The sequence below is a fragment of the Pseudomonas sp. SR18 genome, assembly GCF_023701505.1.
In the GTDB taxonomy this organism is placed as follows: domain Bacteria; phylum Pseudomonadota; class Gammaproteobacteria; order Pseudomonadales; family Pseudomonadaceae; genus Aquipseudomonas; species Aquipseudomonas cyclaminis.
In genome coordinates this window covers 15,364-37,378 of record NZ_JAMQAU010000014.1, presented here as the reverse complement: position 1 = coordinate 37,378, position 22,015 = coordinate 15,364, and the positions used below count along the sequence as shown (strand labels likewise).

The following is a 22,015-nucleotide window of genomic DNA, read 5'->3' as shown; positions in this document are numbered from 1 at the left end:
CAATGATTGAGATCCAATGTGGGAGGGGACTTGCCCCCTCCCACATTTGGAATGCATTTCAGTCATCTGCCTGTTTCGGGGGCGGGAGGGTGAAGCCCGACACCGACCTGCGCAACTGGCTCGCCATCTTCGCCAGGTTACCGATGCTTTCGGCAGTCGCGGTCGACCCCGACGACGTCTGCGTAGTGATCTGCTGGATCACGTTCATGGTCAGGGAGATCTGCCCCGCCGATGACGTCTGCTGCTGCGCTGCATTGGAGATGCTCTGGATCAACGCCGCCAAGGTCTTCGACACGCCTTCAATCTCTTCCAGCGCCACGCCGGCATCCTGGGCCAGCCGTGCGCCGCGGACCACTTCGGTGGTGGTCTGCTCCATGGAGATGACCGCCTCGTTGGTGTCGGTCTGGATCGCCCTCACCAGGGTTTCGATCTGCCGCGTGGCGGCCGATGAGCGCTCGGCCAGTCGCTGCACTTCATCCGCCACCACCGCAAAGCCGCGCCCGGCATCCCCGGCCATGCTCGCCTGGATGGCGGCGTTGAGGGCGAGGATATTGGTCTGGTCGGCGATGTCGTCGATCAGGCTGACGATGTCGCCAATCTCCTGGGACGATTCGCCCAGGCGCTTGATGCGCTTGGCGGTGTCCTGGATCTGTTCGCGGATGTTGTCCATGCCGTGGATGGTGTTGTGAACCACCTCGTTGCCCTTGTTCGCAATCTCCACCGAGCGTTCCGCCACGGCCGAGGATTCGGCGGCATTGGCCGATACCTGGTCGATGGACTGGGCCATCTGGTTGATCGCGGTGGACGCTTCGGCGATCTGCTGGGCCTGATGCTCCGAGGCCTGGGCCAAGTGCATGGCGGTGGCCTGGGTTTCTTGCACCGCACCGGCAACTTGGCCGGCGGTGAGGTTGATCGTCGCGACCAGATCGCGCAGTTGGTCCACGGAATAGTTGATGGAGTCGGCGATGGTGCCGGTGAAGTCTTCGGTCACCGAGGCCGTCACGGTGAGGTCGCCATCGGCCAGGTCTTCGATTTCATCGAGCAGGCGCATGATCGCGTTCTGGTTGCGCTCGTTCTTCTCGGCGGTCTCGTACAGTTGGCGGTTGGTCTCACGCACCATTACCAGGCCAATCAGGATGATCGAGGCCAACGCCAGCAGGCCCAGCACGTAGCCGCCAATGGTGTCGAAGCTGCGCCCGCTGGCGAGGTTTTCAAACCCGGTGGCCAGGTGCGAGGCTTCATCGAGCAGGGTTTGCGACAGATTGAAAATATTGCTCGCCGAGGCGCGCACCTGAAACAGTTGCGGTGAGGTTTCGAGGATTTCATCCACGGAGCCGGAGACAAATTCGAACAGTTCGGCGATATCTGCCAGCCGCGCGCGGGCATCGTGGTCTTCGACCTGGGTGATGCGCAGGCCGGGGTTGCCGTTGAGCATGCCATTGAGCACCTGGCCAAAACGGGCGGCATCGCGGCCAAAGGTGTCGGCGGCCTGCGCGGCTGTTTCGTCGCCGGCCAGCACGGTGTTGACCGCCCCCAGAATACGTTCGGCCAGCAGCGACTGGCGCTGGGCCAGGGCCACCTGGCTGGCCGGGGCGCCACGTTGTAGCAGGATGTCGACGACCTTTTCCGATTCCATCTGCAATTGCGGCACGGTTTCGGCCAGGGTCGCGGCCACCTGGTGCAGGGACAACACGGTCTGCTCGCTGGCGAGGATGGCGTCGGTGTTTTTCAGCAGCGCTTCCCAGTCGGTCTGCACTGCGCGCATCTCGGCCCGCACCGCACTGGGCGCCGCAGGCAGGCCGGTTTGCGGGTCGCCTTTTTTCAGGTAGCCCCAGCGCTGGGCAAAATCGTTACGCGCGTCACCCAACAGCTTGAAGGCAGCAGCCTTGCCGGCGGCGGCTTCGGTAGCGTTCTTGGCAATGCGCTGGGACAGCACCCGCAGTTCTCCGGCGTGGCCGATGTACTGTTTGTCGTAGGTGGACTGGGTGTTGAGGTACGCGAAGTTGGCGAAGAGCAGCATGATGAACATGATCAGTGCGATAAACAGCACGATGATCTGTGAGCGGCTGCGCGAGCCGGCCTGGGGTTTGGGCGCGGTAGCGGTGGTCATGCGGCGACGTCCATGAAGCCTGGGGCCTGGGCCAGGGCGAAGGGGCTGAAGACCTGCCACGGCGGGTCGCCGTCGAACTGGCCCTGGATAAACGGCGCGCCGGGGCTGGCACTCGCCAGCAAGGCGTCTTGTGCAAAATGCTGCATGCCCACCACCTCGTCTACCAGCAACCCGACAAACAGATCGTTGTATTCCACCACCAGCACCCGCCGCTGCTTGCGCGCCTTGGACAGCGCAAGGCCGAGGAAACCACCCAGGTCCATCACCGGCAGCAGGCGCCCGCGCAGGTTAGCAACACCTTTGACCCAGGCCTTGACCCCGGGCATTAAAGTGCATCGCGGTTCATGCAGGACTTCGGCGACTTCGCCCATGGGCGCCACATACCAATGTTGCCCCAGGCGAAAGCCGATCCCGCTCCAGCGTTGCAGGCGGGCTTCCTGGGACGGCAGGTCGGCGGCCAGCAGGCGGCAGCGGCGGTCGATGTCCAGCAGCAACTCGAAGGCGGTTTGCGACTCGGTCATGATGGCGTGCCGTCAGCCGGCCAGCACCTTGTTCAGGGTGGCGATCAGGGTTTCTTCGTCGACCGGCTTGGTCAGGTAATCCTTGGCGCCCTGGCGTGCGCCCCAGATCTTGTCGGTTTCCTGGTCTTTGGTGGTAATGATGATGATAGGGATAGCGTTGGTTTCCGGCTCCTTGGACAACTGGCGCGTGGCCTGGAAGCCATTGAGGCCCGGCATCACGATGTCCATCAGTACTGCATCGGGCTTTTCCTGGCGAGCCAGGGCTACGCCGTCGGCGCCGTTTTCGGCCTTGAGGACCTGATGGCCGTGCTTTTCCAGCATGCCGGTGAGTTTGTACATTTCAGTCGGCGAATCGTCGACGATCAGAACACGTGCCATGGTTTTCCCCACTACATTGGTCGGCGCCGGCCCTTGTGGGGCGGCGTCAGTGTGCTTGTTCTACTGCGGCGAACCCCGGCACATATGCCTTGATCGCACCCAGCAGTTCTTCCTTGCTGAAAGGCTTGGTCAAAAACTGATCGACACCCACGATGCGCCCCTTGGCCTTGTCGAACAGGCCGTCCTTGGAGGACAGCATGATCACCGGGATCGACTTGAACGCCGGGTTGTTCTTCACCAAGGCGCAGGTCTGATAGCCATCCAGGCGCGGCATCATGATGTCGACAAAGATAATGTGCGGGTGATGATCAACAATCCGGGCCAGGGCATCGAAACCGTCGAGGGCCGTAATGACCTCGCAGCCCGAGTGCTTCAACAGCGTCTCGGCGGTGCGGCGGATCGTTTTCGAATCGTCGATCACCATCACTCTCAAGGCGTTGGAATGCTGTTCCATATCTGCTCTACCATCGCCACAGCGAATCGGTTTTCGGTGTGTACTGCCTGATGTTGCACAGGATGAGCGTCGCAGGCCTTGGATTTCAAGGGCTGCTGCGCCGTGGCAGTCTTTTTAGCACAGTCTCGGGGAGCAATCTATCGAGGCACCCGCCAGGTGGTTTTTCCTTGACCCACAACAGCCGCAGCGCCACTCTGACGCCACTTTTATGCGCCCAATTTGCTAGAGGAAATCCCCCATGAGCGTTCGCGTCGGCATTGTCATGGACCCTATCGCCAGCATTTCCTATAAAAAGGACAGCTCGCTGGCCATGCTCCTGGCCGCCCAGGCCCGCGGCTGGACCCTGTTTTATATGGAGCAGCGCGATCTGTACCAGGGCGACGGCGAGGCACGCGCACGCATGCGCCCGCTGCAGGTGTTCGCCAACCCGGAAAAATGGTTCGAGCTTTCGGACGAGATCGACAGCCCGCTGAGCGATCTGGACGTGATCCTGATGCGCAAGGATCCGCCGTTCGACATGGAATTCGTCTACTCCACTTACCTGCTGGAGCAGGCCGAGCGCGCCGGTGTACTGATCGTCAACAAGCCGCAGAGCCTGCGCGACTGCAATGAAAAGCTGTTCGCCACGCTGTTCCCGCAATGCACACCGCCGACCGTGGTCAGCCGCCGCGCCGATGTGCTGCGTGAGTTCGCCGCCAAACATGGCGATGTGATCCTCAAGCCGCTGGACGGCATGGGCGGCACGTCGATCTTCCGTCACCGCGCCGGCGACCCGAACCTGTCGGTAATCCTGGAAACCCTGACCGTGCTGGGTACTCAGCAGATCATGGGCCAGGCTTACATTCCGGCGATCAAGGACGGCGACAAGCGCATCCTGATGATCGACGGCGAACCGGTGGACTACTGCCTGGCGCGTATCCCGGCAGCCGGTGAGACCCGTGGCAACCTGGCCGCCGGTGGTCGCGGTGAAGCGCGTCCTCTGACGGACAAGGACCGTTGGATTGCAGCCCAAGTCGGCCCGACCCTGCGGGAAAAGGGTTTACTGTTTGTAGGCCTTGACGTGATTGGTGAAAATCTCACCGAAATCAACGTCACCAGCCCGACCTGTATCCGCGAGATCGACAACGCCTTTGGCACCAACATCGGCGAAATGCTGATGGCCGCCATTGAGCGCAAGCTACAAGCCAAGTGACATAGAACAGCCGGACACGCACCAACATTGCGTTATCATGCGCCACCTGTGAAACGCGCGATGTTGGTTTTTTTGTCATGACACTCCCGTCCGATCTGCCCCCCGAACTCTCCCATAGCGGCGTGCGCCCGGCTGATCGGCTCGGATTTACCCTGTTCCTGGCCGCCTTGATTCACTTGGCCTTGCTGCTCGGCGTGGGTTTCACCATGGTCGAGCCCAAGCAGATCACCAAGACCCTGGAAATCACCCTCGCCACCTTCAAGAGTGAAAAGAAGCCTGAGAAGGCGGACTTTCTGGCTCAGGACAATCAACAGGGCAGCGGCACCCTCGACAAGAAAGCCATCCCCAAGACCACCGAACTGGCACCGTTCCAGGACAACAAGGTCAATAAGGTCACGCCGCCTCCCTCGCCCAAGCCTGAGGTCAAGCAGGCTACACCCAAGCCGACGGTGACCACCGTCGCACCCAAACCACAAAAAGCCCCGGTCCAGCGCGAAAAAACCAAGACCAAGACCGAGCCGCAGCCGGAGCCCGTGAAACCGGCGCCTACTTTCGACAGCTCGACCCTGTCCGACGAAATCTCCAGCCTGGAAGCCGAACTGGCCAACGAACAGCAGTTGTACGCCAAGCGCCCACGCATCTACCGCCTGAATGCCGCCTCGACCATGCGCGACAAAGGCGCCTGGTATAAGGACGAGTGGCGCAAGAAGGTCGAGCGCATCGGCAACCTCAACTACCCGGAAGAAGCACGGCGCCAGCAGATTTACGGCAATTTGCGTCTATTAGTGTCGATCAACCGCGATGGCACCTTATATGAAGTGCAGGTGCTGGAGTCCTCCGGCCAGCCGCTGCTGGACCAGGCCGCACAGCGTATCGTGCGCCTGGCTGCGCCTTTCGCGCCGTTTACCGGCGACCTGAACGACGTGGACCGCCTGGAAATCATCCGCACGTGGAAGTTTGCCAAGGGCGATCGGCTGTCGAGCAATTGATGACAATTGCCCTGTGCGACACATCCCCAGCTTGTCAGTTCGCCCCTCCAACGCCACACTAGCGGACATGAAAAATGTCAGCCCGACCTACCTCAAGCACCAATTCCTGATCGCCATGCCCCATATGGCCGACCCGAACTTTGCGCACACCTTGACCTACATCGTCGAGCACACGGCCAAGGGTGCCATGGGGTTGGTGGTGAATCGGCCCCAAGCGCTGAACCTGGCCGATATCCTTGAGCAATTGCGCCCCGAGATCGATCCGCCGGCCCGTTGCCAGGGTGTTCCGATCTACATCGGCGGGCCGGTACAGACGGATCGCGGCTTTGTGCTGCACCCGACCGGGCCGACGTTCCAGGCCACGGTGGACCTGGACGGCGTGTCGCTGTCCACCTCCCAGGACGTGTTGTTCGCCATCGCCGACGGCGTAGGCCCCGAGCAAAGTGTGATCACCCTGGGCTACGCCGGCTGGGAAGCCGGGCAACTGGAAGCCGAACTGGCCAGCAATGCCTGGCTGACCTGCCCGTTTGATGCCGACATTCTGTTCAACACTGCCAGCGAACTACGCCTGGAAGCGGCCGCCGCCAAGCTGCGCGTCAACCTCAGCCTGCTGACCAGCCAGGCGGGGCACGCCTGATGGCCTTGCGTCTGATCCTCGGCTTTGACTACGGCACCAAACAGATCGGCGTAGCGGTCGGCCAGGTGATCACCGGCCAGGCCCGTGAGCTGTGCACCCTGAAGGCCCAGAACGGCATACCGGACTGGAACCAGGTCGAAGCCCTCATTAAAGAGTGGAAGCCCGACGCGGTAGTGGTCGGCCTGCCCCTGAACATGGACGGCACCCCCAGCGACATGTGCCTGCGCGCCGAAAAGTTCGCCCGCCGCCTCAACGGCCGCTACAACATTCCCTTCTATACCCACGACGAACGCCTGACGACCTTTGAAGCCAAGGGTGAACGCCGCGACCGTGGCGGGCAGAAAGGCAGCTACCGCGACAACCCCGTGGACGCCATCGCCGCCGCCTTGCTGTTGCAGGGCTGGCTGGATGAAAACACCGCTTTATTTGAATCCTGACTGACGCGGCCTGCCGCGTCTTCTTACGTTTGAGCCCGGAACTTGCCTACAGCAAGGCCTTGAAGGAGCCACCATGAGCCTGCCGAACCCCGCCGAACTGATCAGCCAGATGGCAATACGCCTCAAGGCTAACCTGGAACACCGTGGCATCAGCGAGCCGCGCTTCATCGGCATTCGCACCGGTGGCGTGTGGGTGGCCCAGGCGCTGCTGGAAGCACTGGGCAGCGATTCGCCCCTGGGCACCCTGGACGTATCCTTTTACCGCGATGACTTCAGCCAGAACGGCCTGCATCCACAAGTGCGCCCGTCGGCCCTGCCGTTCGAGATCGAAGGCCAGCACCTGGTGCTGATCGACGACGTGCTGATGAGCGGCCGCACCATCCGCGCCGCCATGAACGAGCTATTCGACTACGGCCGCCCGGCCAGTATCACGCTGGTCTGCCTGCTGGACCTGGATGCCGGCGAGTTGCCGATCAGCCCGAATGTGGTCGGCGCCACACTGTCGCTGCAAGCCCGGCAACGGGTAAAATTGTTCGGTCCCACGCCGCTCGAACTCGAACTGCAAGACCTTGCCCTTTAAACCGCCTTGTACAGAGTCCCCGCGATGACGCCTCTAGATGCCAAGCGCCCGCTGCAGCTCAATGCTCAGGGCCAGTTGCAACACTTTTTGTCCCTCGACGGTTTGCCCCGCGAACTGCTCACCGAAATCCTCGACACGGCCGATTCGTTTCTCGAAGTCGGTGGCCGGGCGGTGAAGAAAGTCCCGTTGCTGCGCGGCAAAACCATCTGCAACGTGTTCTTCGAGAACTCCACGCGCACCCGCACCACCTTTGAACTGGCGGCCCAGCGGCTGTCGGCCGACGTGATCACGCTGAACGTGTCCACGTCGTCGGCGAGCAAGGGCGAAACCCTGCTCGACACCCTGCGCAACCTGGAAGCCATGGCCGCCGACATGTTCGTGGTGCGCCACGGCGACTCCGGCGCCGCGCACTTTATCGCCGAGCACGTGTGCCCCCAGGTGGCGATCATCAACGGCGGCGACGGACGTCACGCCCACCCGACCCAGGGCATGCTCGACATGCTCACCATCCGTCGGCACAAGGGCAGCTTTGAAAACCTCTCGGTGGCCATCGTCGGCGACATCCTGCACTCGCGGGTCGCACGCTCGAACATGCTGGCCCTGAAAACCCTGGGCTGCCCGGATATCCGCGTGATCGCGCCAAAAACCCTGCTGCCCATCGGCATCGAGCAATACGGCGTGAAGGTCTACACCGACATGGCAGAAGGCCTCAAGGATGTCGACGTGGTGATCATGCTGCGCCTGCAACGCGAGCGCATGTCCGGCGGCCTGCTGCCGAGCGAGGGAGAGTTCTACCGCCTGTTCGGCCTGACCACCGCACGCCTGGCCGGCGCCAAGCCGGACGCCATCGTGATGCACCCAGGCCCGATCAACCGAGGGGTGGAGATTGAGTCGGCGGTGGCCGACGGCAGCCAGTCGGTGATTCTCAACCAAGTGACCTACGGCATCGCCGTGCGCATGGCCGTATTGTCCATGGCCATGAGCGGACAAACCGCGCAACGTCAATTCGAGCAGGAGAACGCCCAGTGAAGCTCAGCATTCTTGGCGCTCGCGTTATCGATCCGGCCAGTGGCCTGGATCAAGTCACCGATCTTCATCTGGAGGCCGGCAAGATCATCGCCATTGGCGCCGCTCCCGGCGGTTTCAGCCCCAGCGAGACGATCGACGCCAAAGGCCTGGTGGCCGCGCCCGGGCTGGTGGACCTGAACGTCGCCCTGCGCGAGCCGGGCTACAGCCGTAAAGGCAGCATCGCCAACGAAACCCGTGCCGCTGCGGCCGGTGGCGTGACCAGCCTATGCTGCCCGCCGCACACCAAGCCCGTTCTGGACACCTCGGCCGTGACCGAGCTGATCCTCGACCGCGCCCGTGAAGCCGGCAATTGCAAAGTGTTCCCCATCGGCGCCCTGAGCAAAGGCCTGGACGGCGAACAACTCGCCGAACTGATCGCCCTGCGCGACGCCGGGTGTGTAGCCTTCGGCAACGGCCTGGAGAGTTTCCGCAGCACCCGCACCCTGTGCCGCGCCTTGGAATACGCCGCCACCTTTGACCTGACGGTGATCTTCCACTCCCAGGACCGCGACCTGGCGGAAGGTGGCCTGGCCCATGAAGGCGCCGTCGCCAGTTTCCTCGGCCTGCCGGGCATCCCGGAAACCGCCGAGACCGTGGCCCTGGCCCGTGACCTGCTGCTGGTGGAGCAAAGTGGCGTGCGCGCGCATTTCAGCCAGTTGACCAGCGCACGCGGTGTCGCCCTGATCGCCCAGGCGCAGGCCCGTGGGTTGCCGGTGACAGCGGATGTGGCGTTGTATCAGCTGATCCTGACGGATGAGGCACTGATCGATTTCTCCAGCCTGTACCACGTGCAACCGCCGCTGCGCACCCTGGCCGATCGCGAAGGTTTGCGCGCGGCAGTGAAGTCCGGTGTGGTCTCGGCGATTTCCAGCCACCACCAGCCCCACGAGCGTGATGCCAAGCTGGCGCCATTTGGTGCGACCGAGCCGGGTATCAGCAGCGTTGAGCTGTTGCTGCCGCTGGCGATGACGTTGGTGGAAGACGGCTTGCTGGATTTGCCGACACTGCTGGCACGCCTGAGCGCCGGCCCGGCTGAGGCGTTGCGCCTGCCGGCGGGTAAGTTGGCGGTGGGTGCGGCGGCGGACCTGGTGCTGTTTGACCCGGCCAGCTCCACGATTGCCGGGGAACACTGGCTGTCCAAGGGTGAGAACTGCCCGTTCATCGGGCATAGCCTGCCGGCGACGGTGCGTTATACCTTGGTGGATGGGCGGATCAGCTACCAGGCCTAAAATAAGGTGGGGCTCGCTCGCGAATGCGGTGTATCAGTCATGTAGATGTCGACTGACATTCAGCATTCGCGGGCAAGCCCGCTCCCACACTGGGTTCTGCGCAGGCCTCTAAAGATTCAGCGGCCGCCGTTGCGCTCGGCATTGCGAATCGAAACCTGGGTATTCAACGTCCAGAAGTCATACAGCATGCCCACCAGGAACAAGCCCCCCGTCAGCAGGTAGATCAGCCCCGTGATCCATTTGCCCTGGTACATGCGGTGCACGCCAAACACGCCAAGAAACGTCAACAGAATCCAGGCCACGTTGTATTCGATGGGGCCGGCGGTAAAACGCAGGTCGGCTTCACGGTCCATCGCAGGGATCAGGAACAGGTCGATCAGCCAGCCGATACCCAGCAAACCCAGGGTAAGAAACCAGATCGTGCCGGTTACCGGTTTACCGTAATAGAAGCGGTGCGCGCCGGTAAACCCGAAAATCCACAGCAGGTAACCGATCACTTTGCTGTGGGTGTCTTGTCGCGGCCCAACCTGTTGATAGGTGTTCATGGCGTACCTCTTTTGCTTCGATAGATAAATTTTTTCATTTTCTTTGTGACTTTTTTACGGGCGCCCGACGTACGGCAAATGGTATCGTCCCACCCCTGAAAGCCTTATGCCACCTGACTTGTGTAGGACAATTGCGGCAATTCGTCGCGTATTTCCTGATTTTGACGTCAAGGTTCAGTCGACAAACGGCCTGAGATCGACACAAAAAGCTGTTATAAAGTTGCGCGCAAACCCATAAGAGCCACGCCTGATGCGACCATTTTTAAAGACATGGCTAACCATTTGCCTATTAATGCCATTGGCCGCCCACGCCACCAATCGTGAGCAACGACTTCCAAACGTCAACGGTTTCACCCCTAAAGTCCACAGCACGCCAAGCACTGCCAAATCGGCAAAGCCGACCGTCAGCCGCCCGACCCAACTGAGCAAGGCCCACGGTAAAGCAGTTCCCGGCCTGGTGGCAGCCAACACCAAGCAAAGCAGCAACGTCCTCAGCCGTGCCGTCAACGTGCTCGGTACACCTTATCGTTGGGGCGGCAGCAGCCCAAGTAAAGGGTTCGACTGCAGCGGCCTGGTGAAATATGCATTCAACGACGTCGCCGCCGTGGATCTGCCGCGCACTTCCAACGCCATGGCCGCCGGCCACGGGCAGAAGGTTGATCGCAAGGACCTGAAACCGGGTGACCTGCTGTTCTTCAAACTGAAGAGCCGCCAGGTGAACCACGTTGCCATCTACCTGGGCAACGACCGTTTTATCCACGCACCGCGCCGTGGCAAGTCGGTGAGCATCGACACGCTGAAAAAGCCGTTCTGGGACAAGAACTACGTGATTGCCAAGCGGGTGCTGCCTAAAGAGCAGAACAACAACCTGCGGGTCGTCCAGCGCTGATCTTCAGCTGAAATGCCGTAATCAGTGTGGGAGGGGGCTTGCCCCCTCCCACATTTGGATCTCCTTATGTCTCCCGATCTTATATATCCCCAGGCACCCTCGCCTTCTCCCGCGCATCCTCTCGGCTGACCAGCCCTTCGCTGACCAACGCCTTCAAACTCATATCCAGCGTTTTCATCCCCAACGCCCCACCGGTCTGAATCGCCGAGACCATCTGCGCCACCTTGTCCTCACGAATCAAGTTACGAATGGCCGGCGTGCCCAGCATGATTTCATGGGCCGCCACGCGCCCGCCGCCATGCTTTTTCACCAGTACCTGGGATACCACCGCCTGCAACGACTCGGACAGCATCGAGCGGACCATGGCTTTTTCGCCGGCCGGGAACACGTCCACCAGCCTGTCCACGGTCTTTGCCGCCGAGGTGGTGTGCAGGGTGCCAAACACCAGATGCCCGGTCTCAGCCGCCGTCAGCGCCAGGCGGATGGTTTCCAGATCACGCAATTCGCCCACCAGAATCACATCGGGGTCTTCACGCAGCGCCGAACGCAGGGCCGCCGAAAAACTGTGGGTGTCACGGTGCACCTGGCGCTGATTGATCAGCGCGGTTTTCGGCCTGTGGATAAATTCGATGGGGTCTTCCAGCGTGAGGATGTGCTGGCGCCGGTGTTGGTTGAGATAGTCGATCATGGCGGCCAGAGTGGTGGACTTGCCGGAGCCCGTAGGCCCGGTGACCAGCACAAGACCACGGGGCAATTGGGCGATCCGCTGGAACACTTCCCCCAGGCCCAGGCTTTCCAGGCTCTGGACGTCGGCCGGGATGGTGCGAAACACCGCGCCCATGCCGCGATCCTGCTGGAACACATTCGCCCGGAACCGCGCCACGCCTGGCAGCTCGAAGGCAAAATCCGTTTCAAGAGATGTTTCGAAATCCTTTTGTTGGTATTGGTTGAGCAAAGGGCTCAATAAATCCGCCACTTGCACAGCTGAAAGCACCGGGCAATCCATCGGCCAGACTTCGCCATCGATTCGCAACATGGGCGCCAGCCCAGCCGACAGGTGCAGGTCGCAGGCGCCACGGCGCACGCCGGCCACCAGTAATTCAGTGATATCCATAGGGCTTTCCATTTCCAGTAGAATGCCGCGGACTCCATATCCACGGGCGCATCTTGAATGTCGACGATAGCAGACAACATCGGCCAGGTTAGCCAGCGCATCCGCGCCGCAGCCGACGCCGTGCAACGTGACGCAAGCAGCATCCACCTGCTGGCCGTGAGCAAGACCAAACCCGCCCAAGCCGTGCGTGAAGCCTACGCCGCCGGTATGTGCGACTTTGGCGAGAACTACCTGCAGGAAGCCTTGGGCAAACAGGCCGAATTAACCGACCTGCCCTTGAGTTGGCACTTCATCGGCCCCATTCAATCGAACAAGACGCGCGCTATCGCCGAGAACTTCGCTTGGGTGCATTCCGTGGACCGCCTCAAAATTGCACAACGCCTGTCCGAACAACGCCCGGCCGACCTGCCACCGCTGAATATCTGCATCCAGGTCAATGTCAGTGGCGAAGCCAGCAAGTCCGGCTGTACGCCCGCCGACCTGCCGGCCCTGGTCGATGCGATCAGCGCCCTGCCGCGCCTGACGCTGCGCGGCCTGATGGCAATCCCCGAGCCGACCGAAGATCGCGCCGAGCAAGATGCAGCATTCGCCACCGTTCGCGACCTGCAAGCCAGTTTGAACCTGCCGTTGGACACTCTTTCCATGGGCATGAGCCATGACCTTGAGTCGGCCATCGCCCAAGGCGCGACCTGGGTGCGGATCGGTACCGCACTGTTTGGCGCCCGTGATTACGGCCAGCCGTGAAATGGCTGACCTCCCTCTGAATAAGGACCTGTCATGAGCAACACGCGTATTGCCTTTATCGGCGCCGGCAACATGGCGGCCAGCCTGATCGGTGGCCTGCGGGCCAAGGGCCTGGACGCCGCGCAGATCCGCGCAAGCGATCCGGGCGAAGACACCCGTGCGCGCGTCAGCGCCGAGCACGGTATCGACACCTTCGCCGACAACGCCGAAGCCATCCAGGGCGTCGACGTGATCGTGCTGGCGGTCAAGCCACAGGCCATGAAGGCCGTATGCGAAAGCCTGCGCCCGAACCTGCAACCGCATCAGTTGGTGGTGTCCATCGCCGCCGGCATTACCTGCGCCAGCATGAACAACTGGCTCGGTGCCCAGCCTATCGTGCGCTGTATGCCCAACACTCCGGCCCTGCTGCGCCAAGGCGTGAGCGGTTTGTACGCCACTGCCGAGGTCAGTGCCGAGCAACGTGACCAGGCCCAGGAGCTGCTGTCAGCCGTGGGCATTGCCCTGTGGCTGGAACAGGAACAACAACTGGACGCGGTCACCGCTGTCTCCGGCAGCGGCCCGGCGTACTTCTTCCTGCTGATCGAAGCCATGACCGCCGCTGGCGTGAAACTGGGCCTGCCACGGGAAGTCGCTGAGCAACTGTCCGAGCAAACCGCCTTGGGCGCTGCGAAGATGGCCGTCTCCAGCGATGTGGATGCCGCCGAACTGCGCCGCCGCGTGACCTCCCCAGGCGGCACCACGCAGGCCGCCATTGAATCGTTCCAGGCCGGGGGCTTTGAAGCCCTGGTGGAAAAAGCACTGGGTGCCGCTGCGCACCGATCGGCCGAAATGGCCGAACAACTGGGCAACTAAGGAGCCAACATGATTGGTTTGAACACCGCAGCCGTCTACGTGCTGCAAACCCTCGGCAGCCTTTACCTGCTGATCGTGCTGTTGCGTTTCGTGCTGCAACTGGTACGCGCCAACTTCTACAACCCGCTCTGCCAGTTCATCGTCAAGGCCACCCAGCCGTTGCTCAAGCCGCTGCGCCGAGTGATCCCTAGCCTGTTCGGCCTGGACATGTCCTCGCTGGTGCTGGCGATCCTGGTGCAGTTGGCCTTGATGGCGCTGACCCTGCTGCTGACCTACGGCACCACCGGCAATTTCGTACAGTTGCTGATCTGGGCAATCATCGGCGTGACCGCGCTGTTCCTGAAGATTTTCTTCTTCGCCATGATCATCAGCGTGATCCTGTCCTGGGTCGCCCCGGGCAGCCACAACCCTGGCGCCGAGCTGGTCAATCAGATCTGCGAGCCGGCCCTGGCGCCGTTCCGCCGTCTGCTGCCGAACCTGGGCGGCCTGGATATCTCGCCGATCCTCGCGTTCATGGTGCTCAAGCTGCTGGACATGCTAGTGATCAACAACCTGGCGGCCATGACCGGGATGCCAGAGATTCTGCGCTTGCTGATCTGATGTGAACAAAGGTGGGAGGGACTTGCTCCCTCCCTCATTTCGCACCGCGCAGGCCTTTGCTTGCCGCTGGGTGCAGCGGTCTTTAGACTTACGCCTCATTTAAACGAGAGCAGGGTCGATGCCAGCTGCCTTCCCCCCCGATTCTGTTGGACTGGTCGTGCCCCAAGTGGCGCACTTCAGCGAACCCCTGGCCTTGGCCTGCGGCCGTTCGCTACCCGCCTACGACCTGATCTACGAAACCTATGGCCAACTGAACGCCACGGCGAGCAACGCCGTGCTGATCTGCCACGCCTTGTCCGGCCATCACCATGCTGCGGGTTTCCACAGTGCCGACGAGCGCAAGCCCGGCTGGTGGGACAGCTGCATCGGTCCCGGCAAGCCCATCGACACCAACAAGTTCTTTGTGGTCAGCCTGAACAACCTCGGCGGCTGCAACGGCTCCACCGGCCCCAGCAGCCTCAACCCGGAAACCGGCAAGCCGTTCGGCGCCGACTTCCCGGTGCTCACCGTGGAAGACTGGGTGCACAGCCAGGCGCGTCTCGCCGACCTGCTGGGCATCAGCCAATGGGCCGCCGTGATCGGTGGCAGCCTGGGCGGTATGCAGGCGCTGCAATGGACCATCACTTACCCAGACCGCGTGCGCCATTGCCTGGCCATTGCCTCGGCCCCCAAGTTGTCGGCACAGAACATCGCCTTCAACGAAGTGGCGCGCCAGGCAATCCTCACCGACCCCGAGTTCCACGGCGGTTCGTTCCAGGAAGCTGGTGTGATTCCCAAGCGCGGCCTGATGCTGGCGCGGATGGTCGGGCATATCACCTACCTGTCCGACGACTCCATGGGCGAGAAATTCGGCCGTGGTCTCAAAAGCGAGAAGCTCAACTACGACTTCCACAGCGTCGAATTCCAGGTGGAAAGCTACCTGCGTTATCAGGGCGAGGAGTTCTCCGGGCGTTTCGACGCCAACACCTACCTGCTGATGACCAAGGCTTTGGACTACTTCGACCCAGCCGCCAACTTTGATGACGACCTGGCGAAAACCTTCGAAGGCGCTACGGCCAAGTTCTGCGTGATGTCGTTCACCACCGACTGGCGCTTCTCGCCGGCGCGCTCCCGTGAGCTGGTGGACGCGCTGATGGCCGCACGCAAAGACGTCTGCTACCTGGAGATCGATGCTCCGCAAGGCCACGACGCCTTCCTGATCCCGATCCCGCGTTATTTGCAGGCTTTTAGCAACTACATGAACCGCATTTCGCTTATATGAATTGCTTACGCTTTGAGGTGAGAACGCCATGAGAGCCGACCTGGACATCATCCAAGACTGGATCCCCGCCGGCAGCCGCGTGCTCGACCTGGGCTGCGGCGATGGCGAACTGCTGAGCTGGCTGCGCGACAACAAGCAAGTCACCGGCTACGGCTTGGAAAACGACCCAGACAACATCGCCCAATGCGTGGCCAAGGGCATCAACGTGATCGAGCAGGACCTGGACAAGGGCCTGGGCAACTTTGCCAGCAACAGTTTCGACATCGTGGTGATGACCCAGGCCCTGCAAGCAGTGCACTACCCGGACCGCATCCTCGACGAAATGCTGCGCGTGGGTCGCCAGTGCATCATCACCTTCCCCAACTTCGGCCACTGGCGCTGCCGCTGGTACCTGGCGACCAAGGGTCGCATGCCGGTGTCGGATTTCCTGCCGTACACCTGGTACAACACGCCGAACATCCACTTCTGCACCTTCGAAGACTTCGAAGCGCTGTGTGGCGAGCGTGAAGCCAAGGTGATCAACCGCCTTGCCGTCGATCAACAGCACCGCCACGGCTGGGCGAGTAAACTATGGCCCAATCTGTTGGGCGAAATCGGTATCTACCGGGTCAGCAGCCCTGGTCTGACCGACCACAAAATTGCCGTCTAAGCATTTTCGAGAGGGACGTTTATGAGTCGCTTGGCTATTTTTCTACTGACCGCATGCCTGGGCGCCAATGCCATGGCTGCGGACACTATCGACGCTAATCGCAAGAAAGACTTCGGTGATATCACCGTGCACTACAACACCTTCACCTCAAGCTTCCTGCCACCCGAAACCGCCCAAAAAGCCGGCGTGGTGCGCAGCAAGGAGAAGGGTTTGATCAATGTGACCGTGATCAAGGGCGTGGCCCCAGTCGCGGCCCAAGTGACCGGTACCATCAAGGACCTGGGCGGCAAGAGCGAGATGCTGACGTTCAAGCAAATCGAAGAAAAAGGCGGGATCAGCTACCTCGCGCCCTACTCCGTGACCCAGCGTGAATACAAGACCTTTACCATCAACGTTGAAACTGGCGGCAAAGCCCATAGCTTCCAGTTCAACCAGGAACTGTTTCCGGCGCAATGATGAACCTTACTCAACTGGTACTGGCCAGCCATAACGCCGGCAAACTCAAAGAACTCCAGGCCATGCTCGGCGAGTCGGTGCAACTGCGCTCGATTGGCGAGTTCAGCCAGGTCGAGCCGGAAGAGACCGGCTTGTCGTTCGTCGAGAATGCCATCCTCAAAGCGCGGAATGCCGCACGTATTTCCGGCCTGCCGGCGTTGGCGGATGACTCGGGGCTGGCGGTGGATTTCCTCGGCGGCGCACCCGGCATTTATTCGGCGCGCTACGCCGATGGCAAAGGTGACGCAGCCAACAATGCCAAGCTGCTGGACGCCCTCAAGGACGTGCCGGACGCGATGCGCGGCGCGCAGTTCGTCTGCGTGCTGGCTCTGGTACGCCACGCGGACGACCCGTTGCCAATTCTGTGCGAAGGCCTGTGGCACGGGCGCATCCTGCATGCGGCCAGCGGTGAGCATGGCTTTGGCTATGACCCGCTGTTCTGGGTGCCGGAGCGCAACGTCTCCAGCGCCGAACTGAGCCCGACCGACAAGAACCAGATCAGCCACCGCGCCCGCGCAATGGATTTGCTGCGCCAACGCCTGAGCCTGAAATGACCCACGACACCCCGGCGCTGCCGCTGATCCACGGCGGCGCGCAAACACCCCGGGCGGCCCTGCCTGTGCTGCCGCCCCTGGCGCTGTATATCCACATCCCGTGGTGCGTGCGCAAATGCCCGTATTGCGACTTCAACTCCCACACCGCAAGCAAAGTGCTGCCGGAAGAAGAGTATGTGGACGCCCTGCTGGCCGACCTGGACCAGGACCTGCACGCCGTATATGGCCGGGAGTTGAGCTCGATTTTCTTTGGTGGCGGCACGCCCAGCCTGTTCAGCGCCGCAGCACTGGGCCGCCTGCTCAAAGGTGTAGAAGCGCGCATTGCGTTTGCCAGCGATATCGAGATAACCCTGGAAGCCAACCCCGGCACGTTCGAACAAGAGAAGTTCGTGGCGTACCGCAAGCTGGGGATCAACCGCCTGTCCATCGGCATCCAGAGCTTCCAGCAGGAAAAACTCCAGGCCCTGGGCCGCATCCACAATGGCGATGAAGCTGTACGCGCCGCCGGTATGGCGCGCCAGGCCGGGTTCGATAACTTCAACCTGGACTTGATGCACGGCCTGCCCGATCAGTCCCTGGACGACGCCCTCGGCGACCTGCGCCAGGCCATCGCGCTCAAACCCACGCATTTGTCCTGGTACCAACTGACCCTGGAACCCAACACCGTGTTCTGGAACCAGCCGCCAGCGCTGCCGGAAGACGACACCCTGTGGGACATCCAGGAAGCTGGCCAGGCGCTGCTGGCCGAACACGGTTACGCCCAATATGAAGTATCGGCCTATGCCCAACCGGGCCGTCCGGCGCGACATAACCTGAATTACTGGAGCTTCGGCGACTTTATCGGCATCGGCGCCGGCGCCCACGGCAAGCTCAGCCACCCGGACGGGCGCATTGTGCGCACCTGGAAAACCCGTGCGCCAAAGGACTACCTCAACCCGGCCAAAAGCTTCCAGGCCGGCGCGAAGGAACTGACCAACGACGAGCTACCCTTCGAATTCCTGATGAATGCCTTGCGCCTCACCGAAGGCGTCGACGCCAAGCTCTACGCCGAGCGCACCGGCCTCGACCTGGCAAGCCTCGACGAGGCACGTCGCGAGGCAGAACAAAGTGGCTTAATGCAGGTCGAACCGTCACGCCTGGCGGCCACCGACCGTGGGCAACTCTTTCTCAATGACCTGTTGCAGAAGTTTTTGAGCTGACGCTCTAAGGAAGTCACATGGATTTGGTACTCGACCTGCTCGCCACCGTATCCCGCTGGAGCCGCAGCAACCTGTCGGAAATCTCCCTGGCCCTTGTGGGCTGTTTGCTGGTGCTGTTCGGCGCCGACATCAAGGGCTGGGTCGAAGCACGCCTGGGCAGCATCGCCGGCGCCTTGCGCGTGCCGCTGATGGCACTGGTGTGCATGATCGGCAGCGGTGCGGCGTTGATCTATGCCACACCGTGGATTGTGCGGGGGTTGAGCCAGTTCAATAACTACAGCCTGGCGCCGGTGCTGGTGGTGGTGCTGGTGTTGATTGGGGTAGTCGCAGACCGCCGCTGACCTCAAACCCAACACAGAACCAAATGTGGGAGGGGGCAAGCCCCCTCCCACATTTTTACTGCATTTCAATTCGAAAGCGGGTCAGGCCAGCTTCTCGAACTTCAAATCCCAAACCCCATGCCCCAACCGCTCACCGCGACGTTCGAACTTGGTGATCGGCCGCTCAGCCGGGCGTGGCACGCATTTGCCGTCTTGCGCCAGGTTGCGGTAGCCAGGGGCAACGTCCATCACTTCCAGCATGTATTCGGCATAGGGCTCCCAGTCGGTGGCCATGTGCAGGATGCCGCCAACTTTAAGCTTGCTGCGCACCAGTTCCGCAAAGGACGCCTGGACGATGCGGCGCTTGTGGTGACGGGATTTGTGCCATGGGTCCGGAAAGAACAGCATCAGGCGGTCGAGGCTGTTGTCGGCAATGCAGCGGTTGAGCACTTCAATCGCGTCGCAGTCGTAGACGCGCAGGTTGGTAAGGCCTTGGGTCAGCACGCCGTTAAGCAGTGCGCCGACACCTGGACGGTGCACTTCCACGCCGATGAAGTCCTGGTCCGGCGCAGCGGCGGCCATTTCCAGCAGGGAATGGCCCATGCCGAAACCGATCTCCAGGGAACGCGGGGCCGAGCGGCCGAACACTTGGTCGTAGTCCACCGGCGCATCGGCCAGGGGCAATACGAACAGCGGCGTGCCTTGCTCCAGGCCCTTTTGCTGGCCTTCGGTCATGCGACCGGCGCGCATCACAAAACTCTTGATGCGGCGGTGCTTGGACTCGTCGCCTGCGGCTTCCACGGTGTTCGGCGTTTCGTTTGATTCAGTCATCAATGGCTCTTACTTGATCAGACCATCCAGCGGCGAAGAGGCGCTGGCGTAGAGTTTTTTCGGCATGCGCCCGGCGAGGTAGGCCAGGCGGCCTGCGACGATGGCGTGTTGCATGGCTTCGGCCATCATGATCGGTTGTTGGGCATGGGCGATGGCCGAGTTCATCAGCACGGCGTCGCAGCCCAGCTCCATGGCGATGGTCGCGTCGGAGGCGGTGCCTACGCCGGCATCCACCAGCACCGGGATCTTGGCTTCTTCAAGGATGATCTGCAGGTTGTACGGATTGCAGATACCCAGGCCGGAGCCGATCAGACCGGCCAGCGGCATCACTGCGATGCAGCCGATTTCCGCCAATTGACGGGCGATGATCGGGTCATCACTGGTGTAGACCATCACGTCGAAGCCTTCCTTGACCAGCGTTTCAGCGGCCTTGAGGGTTTCGATCACGTTGGGGAACAAGGTTTTCTGGTCGGCCAGTACTTCCAGCTTCACCAGGTTGTGGCCGTCGAGCAGCTCACGGGCCAAGCGGCAGGTGCGCACGGCTTCGATGGCGTCATAGCAACCGGCGGTGTTCGGCAAGAAGGTGTAGCGATCCGGCGACAGCACTTCGAGCAGGTTCGGCTCGCCCTCGATCTGGCCGAGGTTGGTGCGGCGCACGGCGAAGGTCACGATATCGGCACCCGAGGCTTCGATGGCCAGGCGGGTTTCTTCCATGTCGCGGTACTTGCCGGTGCCGACCAGCAGGCGGGACTGGTAGGTACGACCGGCCAGAACGAAAGGCTTGTCGCTACGAACGATGCTCATGGGAAATCCTCGTAATGGGGTGAGGTTCTGCAGAATTCGGGCAGGCGACTAGCCGCCGCCGATGGCGTGGACTACTTCGACCTGGTCACCGTCGCTGAGCGCGGTGCCTTCATGCTGGCTACGCGGGACGATATCCAGGTTGAGCTCCACTGCAACACGACGCCCGGTCAGTTCCAGGCGGGTCAGCAGGGCCGCAACGGTTGCGCCGTCGGGCAGTTCAAAGGATTCGCCGTTCAACTGAATGCGCATGCCACGGGCCGCCATCGTTTTTAGGGGCCAGCATTCTAGCTTGATTGGTGTTGCTGGCCCAAGTCCCTTGGTCAGACGACCTGCAAGCGCCAGGCAAACAGGCCGAGGAAGAACCAGCCGAGCAGGAATGCCAGGCCACCGAACGGCGTGATGATGCCGAGCTTGCTGATGCCCGTGGTAGTCAACACATACAGGCTGCCGGAGAACAGCAGGATACCGATGACAAATGAGATACCGGCCCACGTCACCAGGCGGCCGGGAAGATGGGCCGCCAGCAATGCCACGCCAAACAGTGCGAGGGTGTGCACCAGTTGGTAGGTCACGCCGGTATGGAAGATCGCCAGGTATTCGGCGCTCAGACGGTTTTTCAGGCCATGTGCGGCAAAGGCGCCGAGGGCGACACCGGTGAAGCCGAAAAACGCGGCCAGCATCAGAAAGCTTCGCAGCATGGGGAACTCCAGTCAGACTCATCGGGCAGGGTCTGTATAATGGCCCGCTCAACGGGTTCGGCCAAGCCATCTCTATGCTGCGTCTCCTCTTCAAACGCTTTCTCAACGTCGTGAAATGGTTTGCCATCGGCAGTGTATTGCTGGTGCTGCTGTTTCGTGTCGTCCCGCCGCCGTTCACTGCGCTGATGGTGGAGCGCAAGGTCGAATCCTGGTTCGACGGCGAACCCATTGACCTGCAGCGCACCTGGGTGCCGTGGGACGAGATATCCGATGAGCTCAAAGTGGCGGTGATGGCCGGTGAAGACCAGCGCTTCCCGCAGCATTGGGGCTTTGATTTCGGCGCGATCCAGGCGGCGATCCTGCACAACGAGCGCGGCGGCTCGATTCGCGGGGCCAGTACGTTGAGCCAGCAGGTGTCGAAAAACCTGTTCCTGTGGGCTGGCCGCAGTTATTTGCGCAAAGGGCTGGAAGCCTGGTTTACCGGGTTGATCGAGGTGCTGTGGCCCAAGGAGCGGATCCTTGAGGTGTACCTCAACAGCGTGGAATGGGATGAAGGGGTGTTCGGCGCGCAAGCGGCGGCGCGGCATCACTTTGGTGTGAGTGCCAAGGGGCTTTCACGGCAGCAGGCCAGTTACCTGGCGGCGGTGCTGCCAAACCCACGGGTGTGGAGTGCCAGCCATCCGACCGCGTATGTGGCGCGGCGGGCGGCTTGGATTCGGCAGCAGATGAGTCAACTCGGTGGCGATGGCTACCTGCTTGAGCTAAACAACTCCCGCAAAGCGCCCTGGTCCGACTGACCCAACACAGAAACAAATGTGGGAGGGGGCTTGCCCCCGATAGCGGTGGATCAGTCAGCTTATTTGTA

At 61.7% G+C, this 22,015-nt stretch carries 28 protein-coding genes; 18 read left to right on the top strand and 10 right to left on the bottom strand.

Annotation, left to right across the window (positions count from 1 at the left end; all coding sequences use genetic code 11):
* Positions 1 to 58: 58 nt before the first annotated feature.
* From NDJ82_RS19840 to pilG, 4 genes are read right to left on the bottom strand one after another with little or no spacing between them, the layout of a single operon-like run.
* On the bottom strand, positions 59 to 2,110 hold the full coding sequence (locus NDJ82_RS19840; RefSeq protein WP_250926139.1) for a methyl-accepting chemotaxis protein: 2,052 nt from the start codon (positions 2,108 to 2,110) through the stop codon (positions 59 to 61).
* A complete protein-coding gene (locus tag NDJ82_RS19835) occupies positions 2,107 to 2,631 on the bottom strand; it encodes a chemotaxis protein CheW (protein ID WP_099585832.1) in 525 nt (174 codons plus the stop codon). The genes NDJ82_RS19840 and NDJ82_RS19835 overlap by 4 nt, the downstream gene beginning before the upstream one ends.
* Positions 2,632 to 2,643: 12 nt before the next feature.
* Positions 2,644 to 3,009 (bottom strand): twitching motility response regulator PilH, encoded by a 366-nt coding sequence (pilH, locus tag NDJ82_RS19830; protein WP_003176670.1) that lies wholly within the window; start codon positions 3,007 to 3,009, stop codon positions 2,644 to 2,646.
* A gap of 46 nt (positions 3,010 to 3,055) precedes the next feature.
* Positions 3,056 to 3,463 carry a twitching motility response regulator PilG gene (gene pilG, locus NDJ82_RS19825; protein WP_099585833.1) on the bottom strand — a complete coding sequence of 136 codons (408 nt, stop codon included), beginning with the start codon at positions 3,461 to 3,463 and terminating at the stop codon, positions 3,056 to 3,058.
* 238 nt (positions 3,464 to 3,701) lie between these two features.
* Between pilG and gshB the strand changes: the two genes are divergently transcribed.
* The 7 genes from gshB to NDJ82_RS19790 all read left to right on the top strand — a co-directional run bounded on the left by gshB (position 3,702) and on the right by NDJ82_RS19790 (position 9,595).
* Positions 3,702 to 4,655, top strand: coding sequence for a glutathione synthase (gene gshB / locus NDJ82_RS19820; protein ID WP_099585834.1), 954 nt, complete (start codon positions 3,702 to 3,704; stop codon positions 4,653 to 4,655).
* Between the two features lie 77 nt (positions 4,656 to 4,732).
* Entirely contained in the window at positions 4,733 to 5,644 is a 912-nt protein-coding gene (locus NDJ82_RS19815) for an energy transducer TonB (protein ID WP_250926138.1), read from the top strand.
* 67 nt (positions 5,645 to 5,711) lie between these two features.
* Positions 5,712 to 6,281 carry a YqgE/AlgH family protein gene (locus NDJ82_RS19810; protein WP_099585836.1) on the top strand — a complete coding sequence of 190 codons (570 nt, stop codon included), beginning with the start codon at positions 5,712 to 5,714 and terminating at the stop codon, positions 6,279 to 6,281.
* Complete coding sequence (gene ruvX, locus NDJ82_RS19805; protein WP_003176676.1) at positions 6,281 to 6,718, top strand: Holliday junction resolvase RuvX; 438 nt, start codon at positions 6,281 to 6,283, stop codon at positions 6,716 to 6,718. Before NDJ82_RS19810 ends, ruvX begins: the two co-directional genes overlap by 1 nt.
* 73 nt (positions 6,719 to 6,791) lie before the next feature.
* Positions 6,792 to 7,298: a bifunctional pyr operon transcriptional regulator/uracil phosphoribosyltransferase PyrR gene (pyrR, locus tag NDJ82_RS19800; RefSeq protein ID WP_250926137.1), complete on the top strand. Its 507-nt coding sequence runs from the start codon at positions 6,792 to 6,794 to the stop codon at positions 7,296 to 7,298.
* A 24-nt stretch (positions 7,299 to 7,322) separates the two neighbouring features.
* A complete protein-coding gene (locus NDJ82_RS19795; RefSeq protein ID WP_099585838.1) occupies positions 7,323 to 8,327 on the top strand; it encodes an aspartate carbamoyltransferase catalytic subunit in 1,005 nt (334 codons plus the stop codon).
* Positions 8,324 to 9,595: a dihydroorotase gene (locus tag NDJ82_RS19790; RefSeq protein WP_250926136.1), complete on the top strand. Its 1,272-nt coding sequence runs from the start codon at positions 8,324 to 8,326 to the stop codon at positions 9,593 to 9,595. Before NDJ82_RS19795 ends, NDJ82_RS19790 begins: the two co-directional genes overlap by 4 nt.
* Positions 9,596 to 9,711: 116 nt before the next feature.
* On the opposite strand, the gene NDJ82_RS19785 is transcribed toward NDJ82_RS19790, so the two are convergent.
* Positions 9,712 to 10,140 carry an NINE protein gene (locus NDJ82_RS19785; protein WP_250926135.1) on the bottom strand — a complete coding sequence of 143 codons (429 nt, stop codon included), beginning with the start codon at positions 10,138 to 10,140 and terminating at the stop codon, positions 9,712 to 9,714.
* Positions 10,141 to 10,390: 250 nt separating this feature from the next.
* Here NDJ82_RS19785 and NDJ82_RS19780 point away from each other — a divergent pair, with 250 nt between their 5' ends.
* The gene (locus tag NDJ82_RS19780; RefSeq protein WP_122306612.1) at positions 10,391 to 11,029 is read left to right on the top strand and encodes a C40 family peptidase; all 639 of its coding nucleotides are present in this window, start codon (positions 10,391 to 10,393) and stop codon (positions 11,027 to 11,029) included.
* 79 nt (positions 11,030 to 11,108) lie between these two features.
* Here NDJ82_RS19780 and NDJ82_RS19775 read toward each other — a convergent pair whose 3' ends face one another.
* Positions 11,109 to 12,143: a type IV pilus twitching motility protein PilT gene (locus NDJ82_RS19775; protein ID WP_250926134.1), complete on the bottom strand. Its 1,035-nt coding sequence runs from the start codon at positions 12,141 to 12,143 to the stop codon at positions 11,109 to 11,111.
* A 57-nt stretch (positions 12,144 to 12,200) separates the two neighbouring features.
* Between NDJ82_RS19775 and NDJ82_RS19770 the strand changes: the two genes are divergently transcribed.
* The 9 genes from NDJ82_RS19770 (at position 12,201) to NDJ82_RS19730 (ending at position 18,838) form a co-directional block, all read left to right on the top strand.
* The gene (locus tag NDJ82_RS19770; RefSeq protein WP_112192669.1) at positions 12,201 to 12,887 is read left to right on the top strand and encodes a YggS family pyridoxal phosphate-dependent enzyme; all 687 of its coding nucleotides are present in this window, start codon (positions 12,201 to 12,203) and stop codon (positions 12,885 to 12,887) included.
* A gap of 33 nt (positions 12,888 to 12,920) precedes the next feature.
* Positions 12,921 to 13,739 (top strand): pyrroline-5-carboxylate reductase, encoded by an 819-nt coding sequence (gene proC, locus NDJ82_RS19765; RefSeq protein WP_158879152.1) that lies wholly within the window; start codon positions 12,921 to 12,923, stop codon positions 13,737 to 13,739.
* A 9-nt stretch (positions 13,740 to 13,748) separates the two neighbouring features.
* Positions 13,749 to 14,339, top strand: a complete 591-nt coding sequence (locus NDJ82_RS19760) for a YggT family protein (protein ID WP_099585845.1) — start codon at positions 13,749 to 13,751, stop codon at positions 14,337 to 14,339.
* Between the two features lie 118 nt (positions 14,340 to 14,457).
* Positions 14,458 to 15,600, top strand: a complete 1,143-nt coding sequence (gene metX, locus NDJ82_RS19755) for a homoserine O-succinyltransferase MetX (protein ID WP_112192671.1) — start codon at positions 14,458 to 14,460, stop codon at positions 15,598 to 15,600.
* A gap of 28 nt (positions 15,601 to 15,628) precedes the next feature.
* Positions 15,629 to 16,249: a methionine biosynthesis protein MetW gene (gene metW / locus NDJ82_RS19750; RefSeq protein ID WP_017735309.1), complete on the top strand. Its 621-nt coding sequence runs from the start codon at positions 15,629 to 15,631 to the stop codon at positions 16,247 to 16,249.
* A gap of 21 nt (positions 16,250 to 16,270) precedes the next feature.
* Positions 16,271 to 16,705 carry a DUF4426 domain-containing protein gene (locus tag NDJ82_RS19745; RefSeq protein ID WP_099585847.1) on the top strand — a complete coding sequence of 145 codons (435 nt, stop codon included), beginning with the start codon at positions 16,271 to 16,273 and terminating at the stop codon, positions 16,703 to 16,705.
* Entirely contained in the window at positions 16,702 to 17,298 is a 597-nt protein-coding gene (rdgB, locus tag NDJ82_RS19740; protein WP_112192673.1) for an RdgB/HAM1 family non-canonical purine NTP pyrophosphatase, read from the top strand. Before NDJ82_RS19745 ends, rdgB begins: the two co-directional genes overlap by 4 nt.
* Positions 17,295 to 18,497 (top strand): radical SAM family heme chaperone HemW, encoded by a 1,203-nt coding sequence (gene hemW / locus NDJ82_RS19735; RefSeq protein ID WP_250926133.1) that lies wholly within the window; start codon positions 17,295 to 17,297, stop codon positions 18,495 to 18,497. The genes rdgB and hemW overlap by 4 nt, the downstream gene beginning before the upstream one ends.
* Before the next feature lie 17 nt (positions 18,498 to 18,514).
* Complete coding sequence (locus NDJ82_RS19730) at positions 18,515 to 18,838, top strand: DUF3392 domain-containing protein (RefSeq protein ID WP_016972961.1); 324 nt, start codon at positions 18,515 to 18,517, stop codon at positions 18,836 to 18,838.
* A gap of 81 nt (positions 18,839 to 18,919) precedes the next feature.
* On the opposite strand, the gene trmB is transcribed toward NDJ82_RS19730, so the two are convergent.
* From trmB to NDJ82_RS19710, 4 genes are all read right to left on the bottom strand, one after another.
* A complete protein-coding gene (gene trmB, locus NDJ82_RS19725) occupies positions 18,920 to 19,648 on the bottom strand; it encodes a tRNA (guanosine(46)-N7)-methyltransferase TrmB (protein WP_099585850.1) in 729 nt (242 codons plus the stop codon).
* A 9-nt stretch (positions 19,649 to 19,657) separates the two neighbouring features.
* Positions 19,658 to 20,452: a thiazole synthase gene (locus NDJ82_RS19720; protein ID WP_250926132.1), complete on the bottom strand. Its 795-nt coding sequence runs from the start codon at positions 20,450 to 20,452 to the stop codon at positions 19,658 to 19,660.
* Between the two features lie 48 nt (positions 20,453 to 20,500).
* Positions 20,501 to 20,701 carry a sulfur carrier protein ThiS gene (gene thiS, locus NDJ82_RS19715; RefSeq protein WP_160385078.1) on the bottom strand — a complete coding sequence of 67 codons (201 nt, stop codon included), beginning with the start codon at positions 20,699 to 20,701 and terminating at the stop codon, positions 20,501 to 20,503.
* Positions 20,702 to 20,772: 71 nt separating this feature from the next.
* The gene (locus NDJ82_RS19710) at positions 20,773 to 21,150 is read right to left on the bottom strand and encodes a DUF423 domain-containing protein (RefSeq protein WP_099585852.1); all 378 of its coding nucleotides are present in this window, start codon (positions 21,148 to 21,150) and stop codon (positions 20,773 to 20,775) included.
* 74 nt (positions 21,151 to 21,224) lie between these two features.
* Between NDJ82_RS19710 and mtgA the strand changes: the two genes are divergently transcribed.
* On the top strand, positions 21,225 to 21,947 hold the full coding sequence (gene mtgA, locus NDJ82_RS19705) for a monofunctional biosynthetic peptidoglycan transglycosylase (RefSeq protein WP_112192675.1): 723 nt from the start codon (positions 21,225 to 21,227) through the stop codon (positions 21,945 to 21,947).
* Positions 21,948 to 22,015 lie beyond the last annotated feature (68 nt).

What these genes read in the sequence shown, in the direction of transcription:
- rdgB (WP_112192673.1), top strand. Translation starts at nt 16,702, where the DNA reads ATGATGAACCTTACTCAACTGGTACTGGCCAGCCATAACGCCGGCAAA.
- NDJ82_RS19760 (WP_099585845.1), top strand. Translation starts at nt 13,749, where the DNA reads ATGATTGGTTTGAACACCGCAGCCGTCTACGTGCTGCAAACCCTCGGC.
- metX (WP_112192671.1), top strand. Translation starts at nt 14,458, where the DNA reads ATGCCAGCTGCCTTCCCCCCCGATTCTGTTGGACTGGTCGTGCCCCAA.
- trmB (WP_099585850.1), bottom strand. Translation starts at nt 19,648, where the DNA reads ATGACTGAATCAAACGAAACGCCGAACACCGTGGAAGCCGCAGGCGAC.
- pilG (WP_099585833.1), bottom strand. Translation starts at nt 3,463, where the DNA reads ATGGAACAGCATTCCAACGCCTTGAGAGTGATGGTGATCGACGATTCG.
- NDJ82_RS19815 (WP_250926138.1), top strand. Translation starts at nt 4,733, where the DNA reads ATGACACTCCCGTCCGATCTGCCCCCCGAACTCTCCCATAGCGGCGTG.
- hemW (WP_250926133.1), top strand. Translation starts at nt 17,295, where the DNA reads ATGACCCACGACACCCCGGCGCTGCCGCTGATCCACGGCGGCGCGCAA.
- metW (WP_017735309.1), top strand. Translation starts at nt 15,629, where the DNA reads ATGAGAGCCGACCTGGACATCATCCAAGACTGGATCCCCGCCGGCAGC.
- NDJ82_RS19730 (WP_016972961.1), top strand. Translation starts at nt 18,515, where the DNA reads ATGGATTTGGTACTCGACCTGCTCGCCACCGTATCCCGCTGGAGCCGC.
- pilH (WP_003176670.1), bottom strand. Translation starts at nt 3,009, where the DNA reads ATGGCACGTGTTCTGATCGTCGACGATTCGCCGACTGAAATGTACAAA.
- gshB (WP_099585834.1), top strand. Translation starts at nt 3,702, where the DNA reads ATGAGCGTTCGCGTCGGCATTGTCATGGACCCTATCGCCAGCATTTCC.
- NDJ82_RS19810 (WP_099585836.1), top strand. Translation starts at nt 5,712, where the DNA reads ATGAAAAATGTCAGCCCGACCTACCTCAAGCACCAATTCCTGATCGCC.
- NDJ82_RS19720 (WP_250926132.1), bottom strand. Translation starts at nt 20,452, where the DNA reads ATGAGCATCGTTCGTAGCGACAAGCCTTTCGTTCTGGCCGGTCGTACC.
- NDJ82_RS19770 (WP_112192669.1), top strand. Translation starts at nt 12,201, where the DNA reads ATGTCGACGATAGCAGACAACATCGGCCAGGTTAGCCAGCGCATCCGC.
- NDJ82_RS19710 (WP_099585852.1), bottom strand. Translation starts at nt 21,150, where the DNA reads ATGCTGCGAAGCTTTCTGATGCTGGCCGCGTTTTTCGGCTTCACCGGT.
- NDJ82_RS19745 (WP_099585847.1), top strand. Translation starts at nt 16,271, where the DNA reads ATGAGTCGCTTGGCTATTTTTCTACTGACCGCATGCCTGGGCGCCAAT.
- NDJ82_RS19795 (WP_099585838.1), top strand. Translation starts at nt 7,323, where the DNA reads ATGACGCCTCTAGATGCCAAGCGCCCGCTGCAGCTCAATGCTCAGGGC.
- mtgA (WP_112192675.1), top strand. Translation starts at nt 21,225, where the DNA reads ATGCTGCGTCTCCTCTTCAAACGCTTTCTCAACGTCGTGAAATGGTTT.
- NDJ82_RS19835 (WP_099585832.1), bottom strand. Translation starts at nt 2,631, where the DNA reads ATGACCGAGTCGCAAACCGCCTTCGAGTTGCTGCTGGACATCGACCGC.
- pyrR (WP_250926137.1), top strand. Translation starts at nt 6,792, where the DNA reads ATGAGCCTGCCGAACCCCGCCGAACTGATCAGCCAGATGGCAATACGC.
- NDJ82_RS19785 (WP_250926135.1), bottom strand. Translation starts at nt 10,140, where the DNA reads ATGAACACCTATCAACAGGTTGGGCCGCGACAAGACACCCACAGCAAA.
- NDJ82_RS19780 (WP_122306612.1), top strand. Translation starts at nt 10,391, where the DNA reads ATGCGACCATTTTTAAAGACATGGCTAACCATTTGCCTATTAATGCCA.
- thiS (WP_160385078.1), bottom strand. Translation starts at nt 20,701, where the DNA reads ATGCGCATTCAGTTGAACGGCGAATCCTTTGAACTGCCCGACGGCGCA.
- ruvX (WP_003176676.1), top strand. Translation starts at nt 6,281, where the DNA reads ATGGCCTTGCGTCTGATCCTCGGCTTTGACTACGGCACCAAACAGATC.
- proC (WP_158879152.1), top strand. Translation starts at nt 12,921, where the DNA reads ATGAGCAACACGCGTATTGCCTTTATCGGCGCCGGCAACATGGCGGCC.
- NDJ82_RS19775 (WP_250926134.1), bottom strand. Translation starts at nt 12,143, where the DNA reads ATGGATATCACTGAATTACTGGTGGCCGGCGTGCGCCGTGGCGCCTGC.
- NDJ82_RS19840 (WP_250926139.1), bottom strand. Translation starts at nt 2,110, where the DNA reads ATGACCACCGCTACCGCGCCCAAACCCCAGGCCGGCTCGCGCAGCCGC.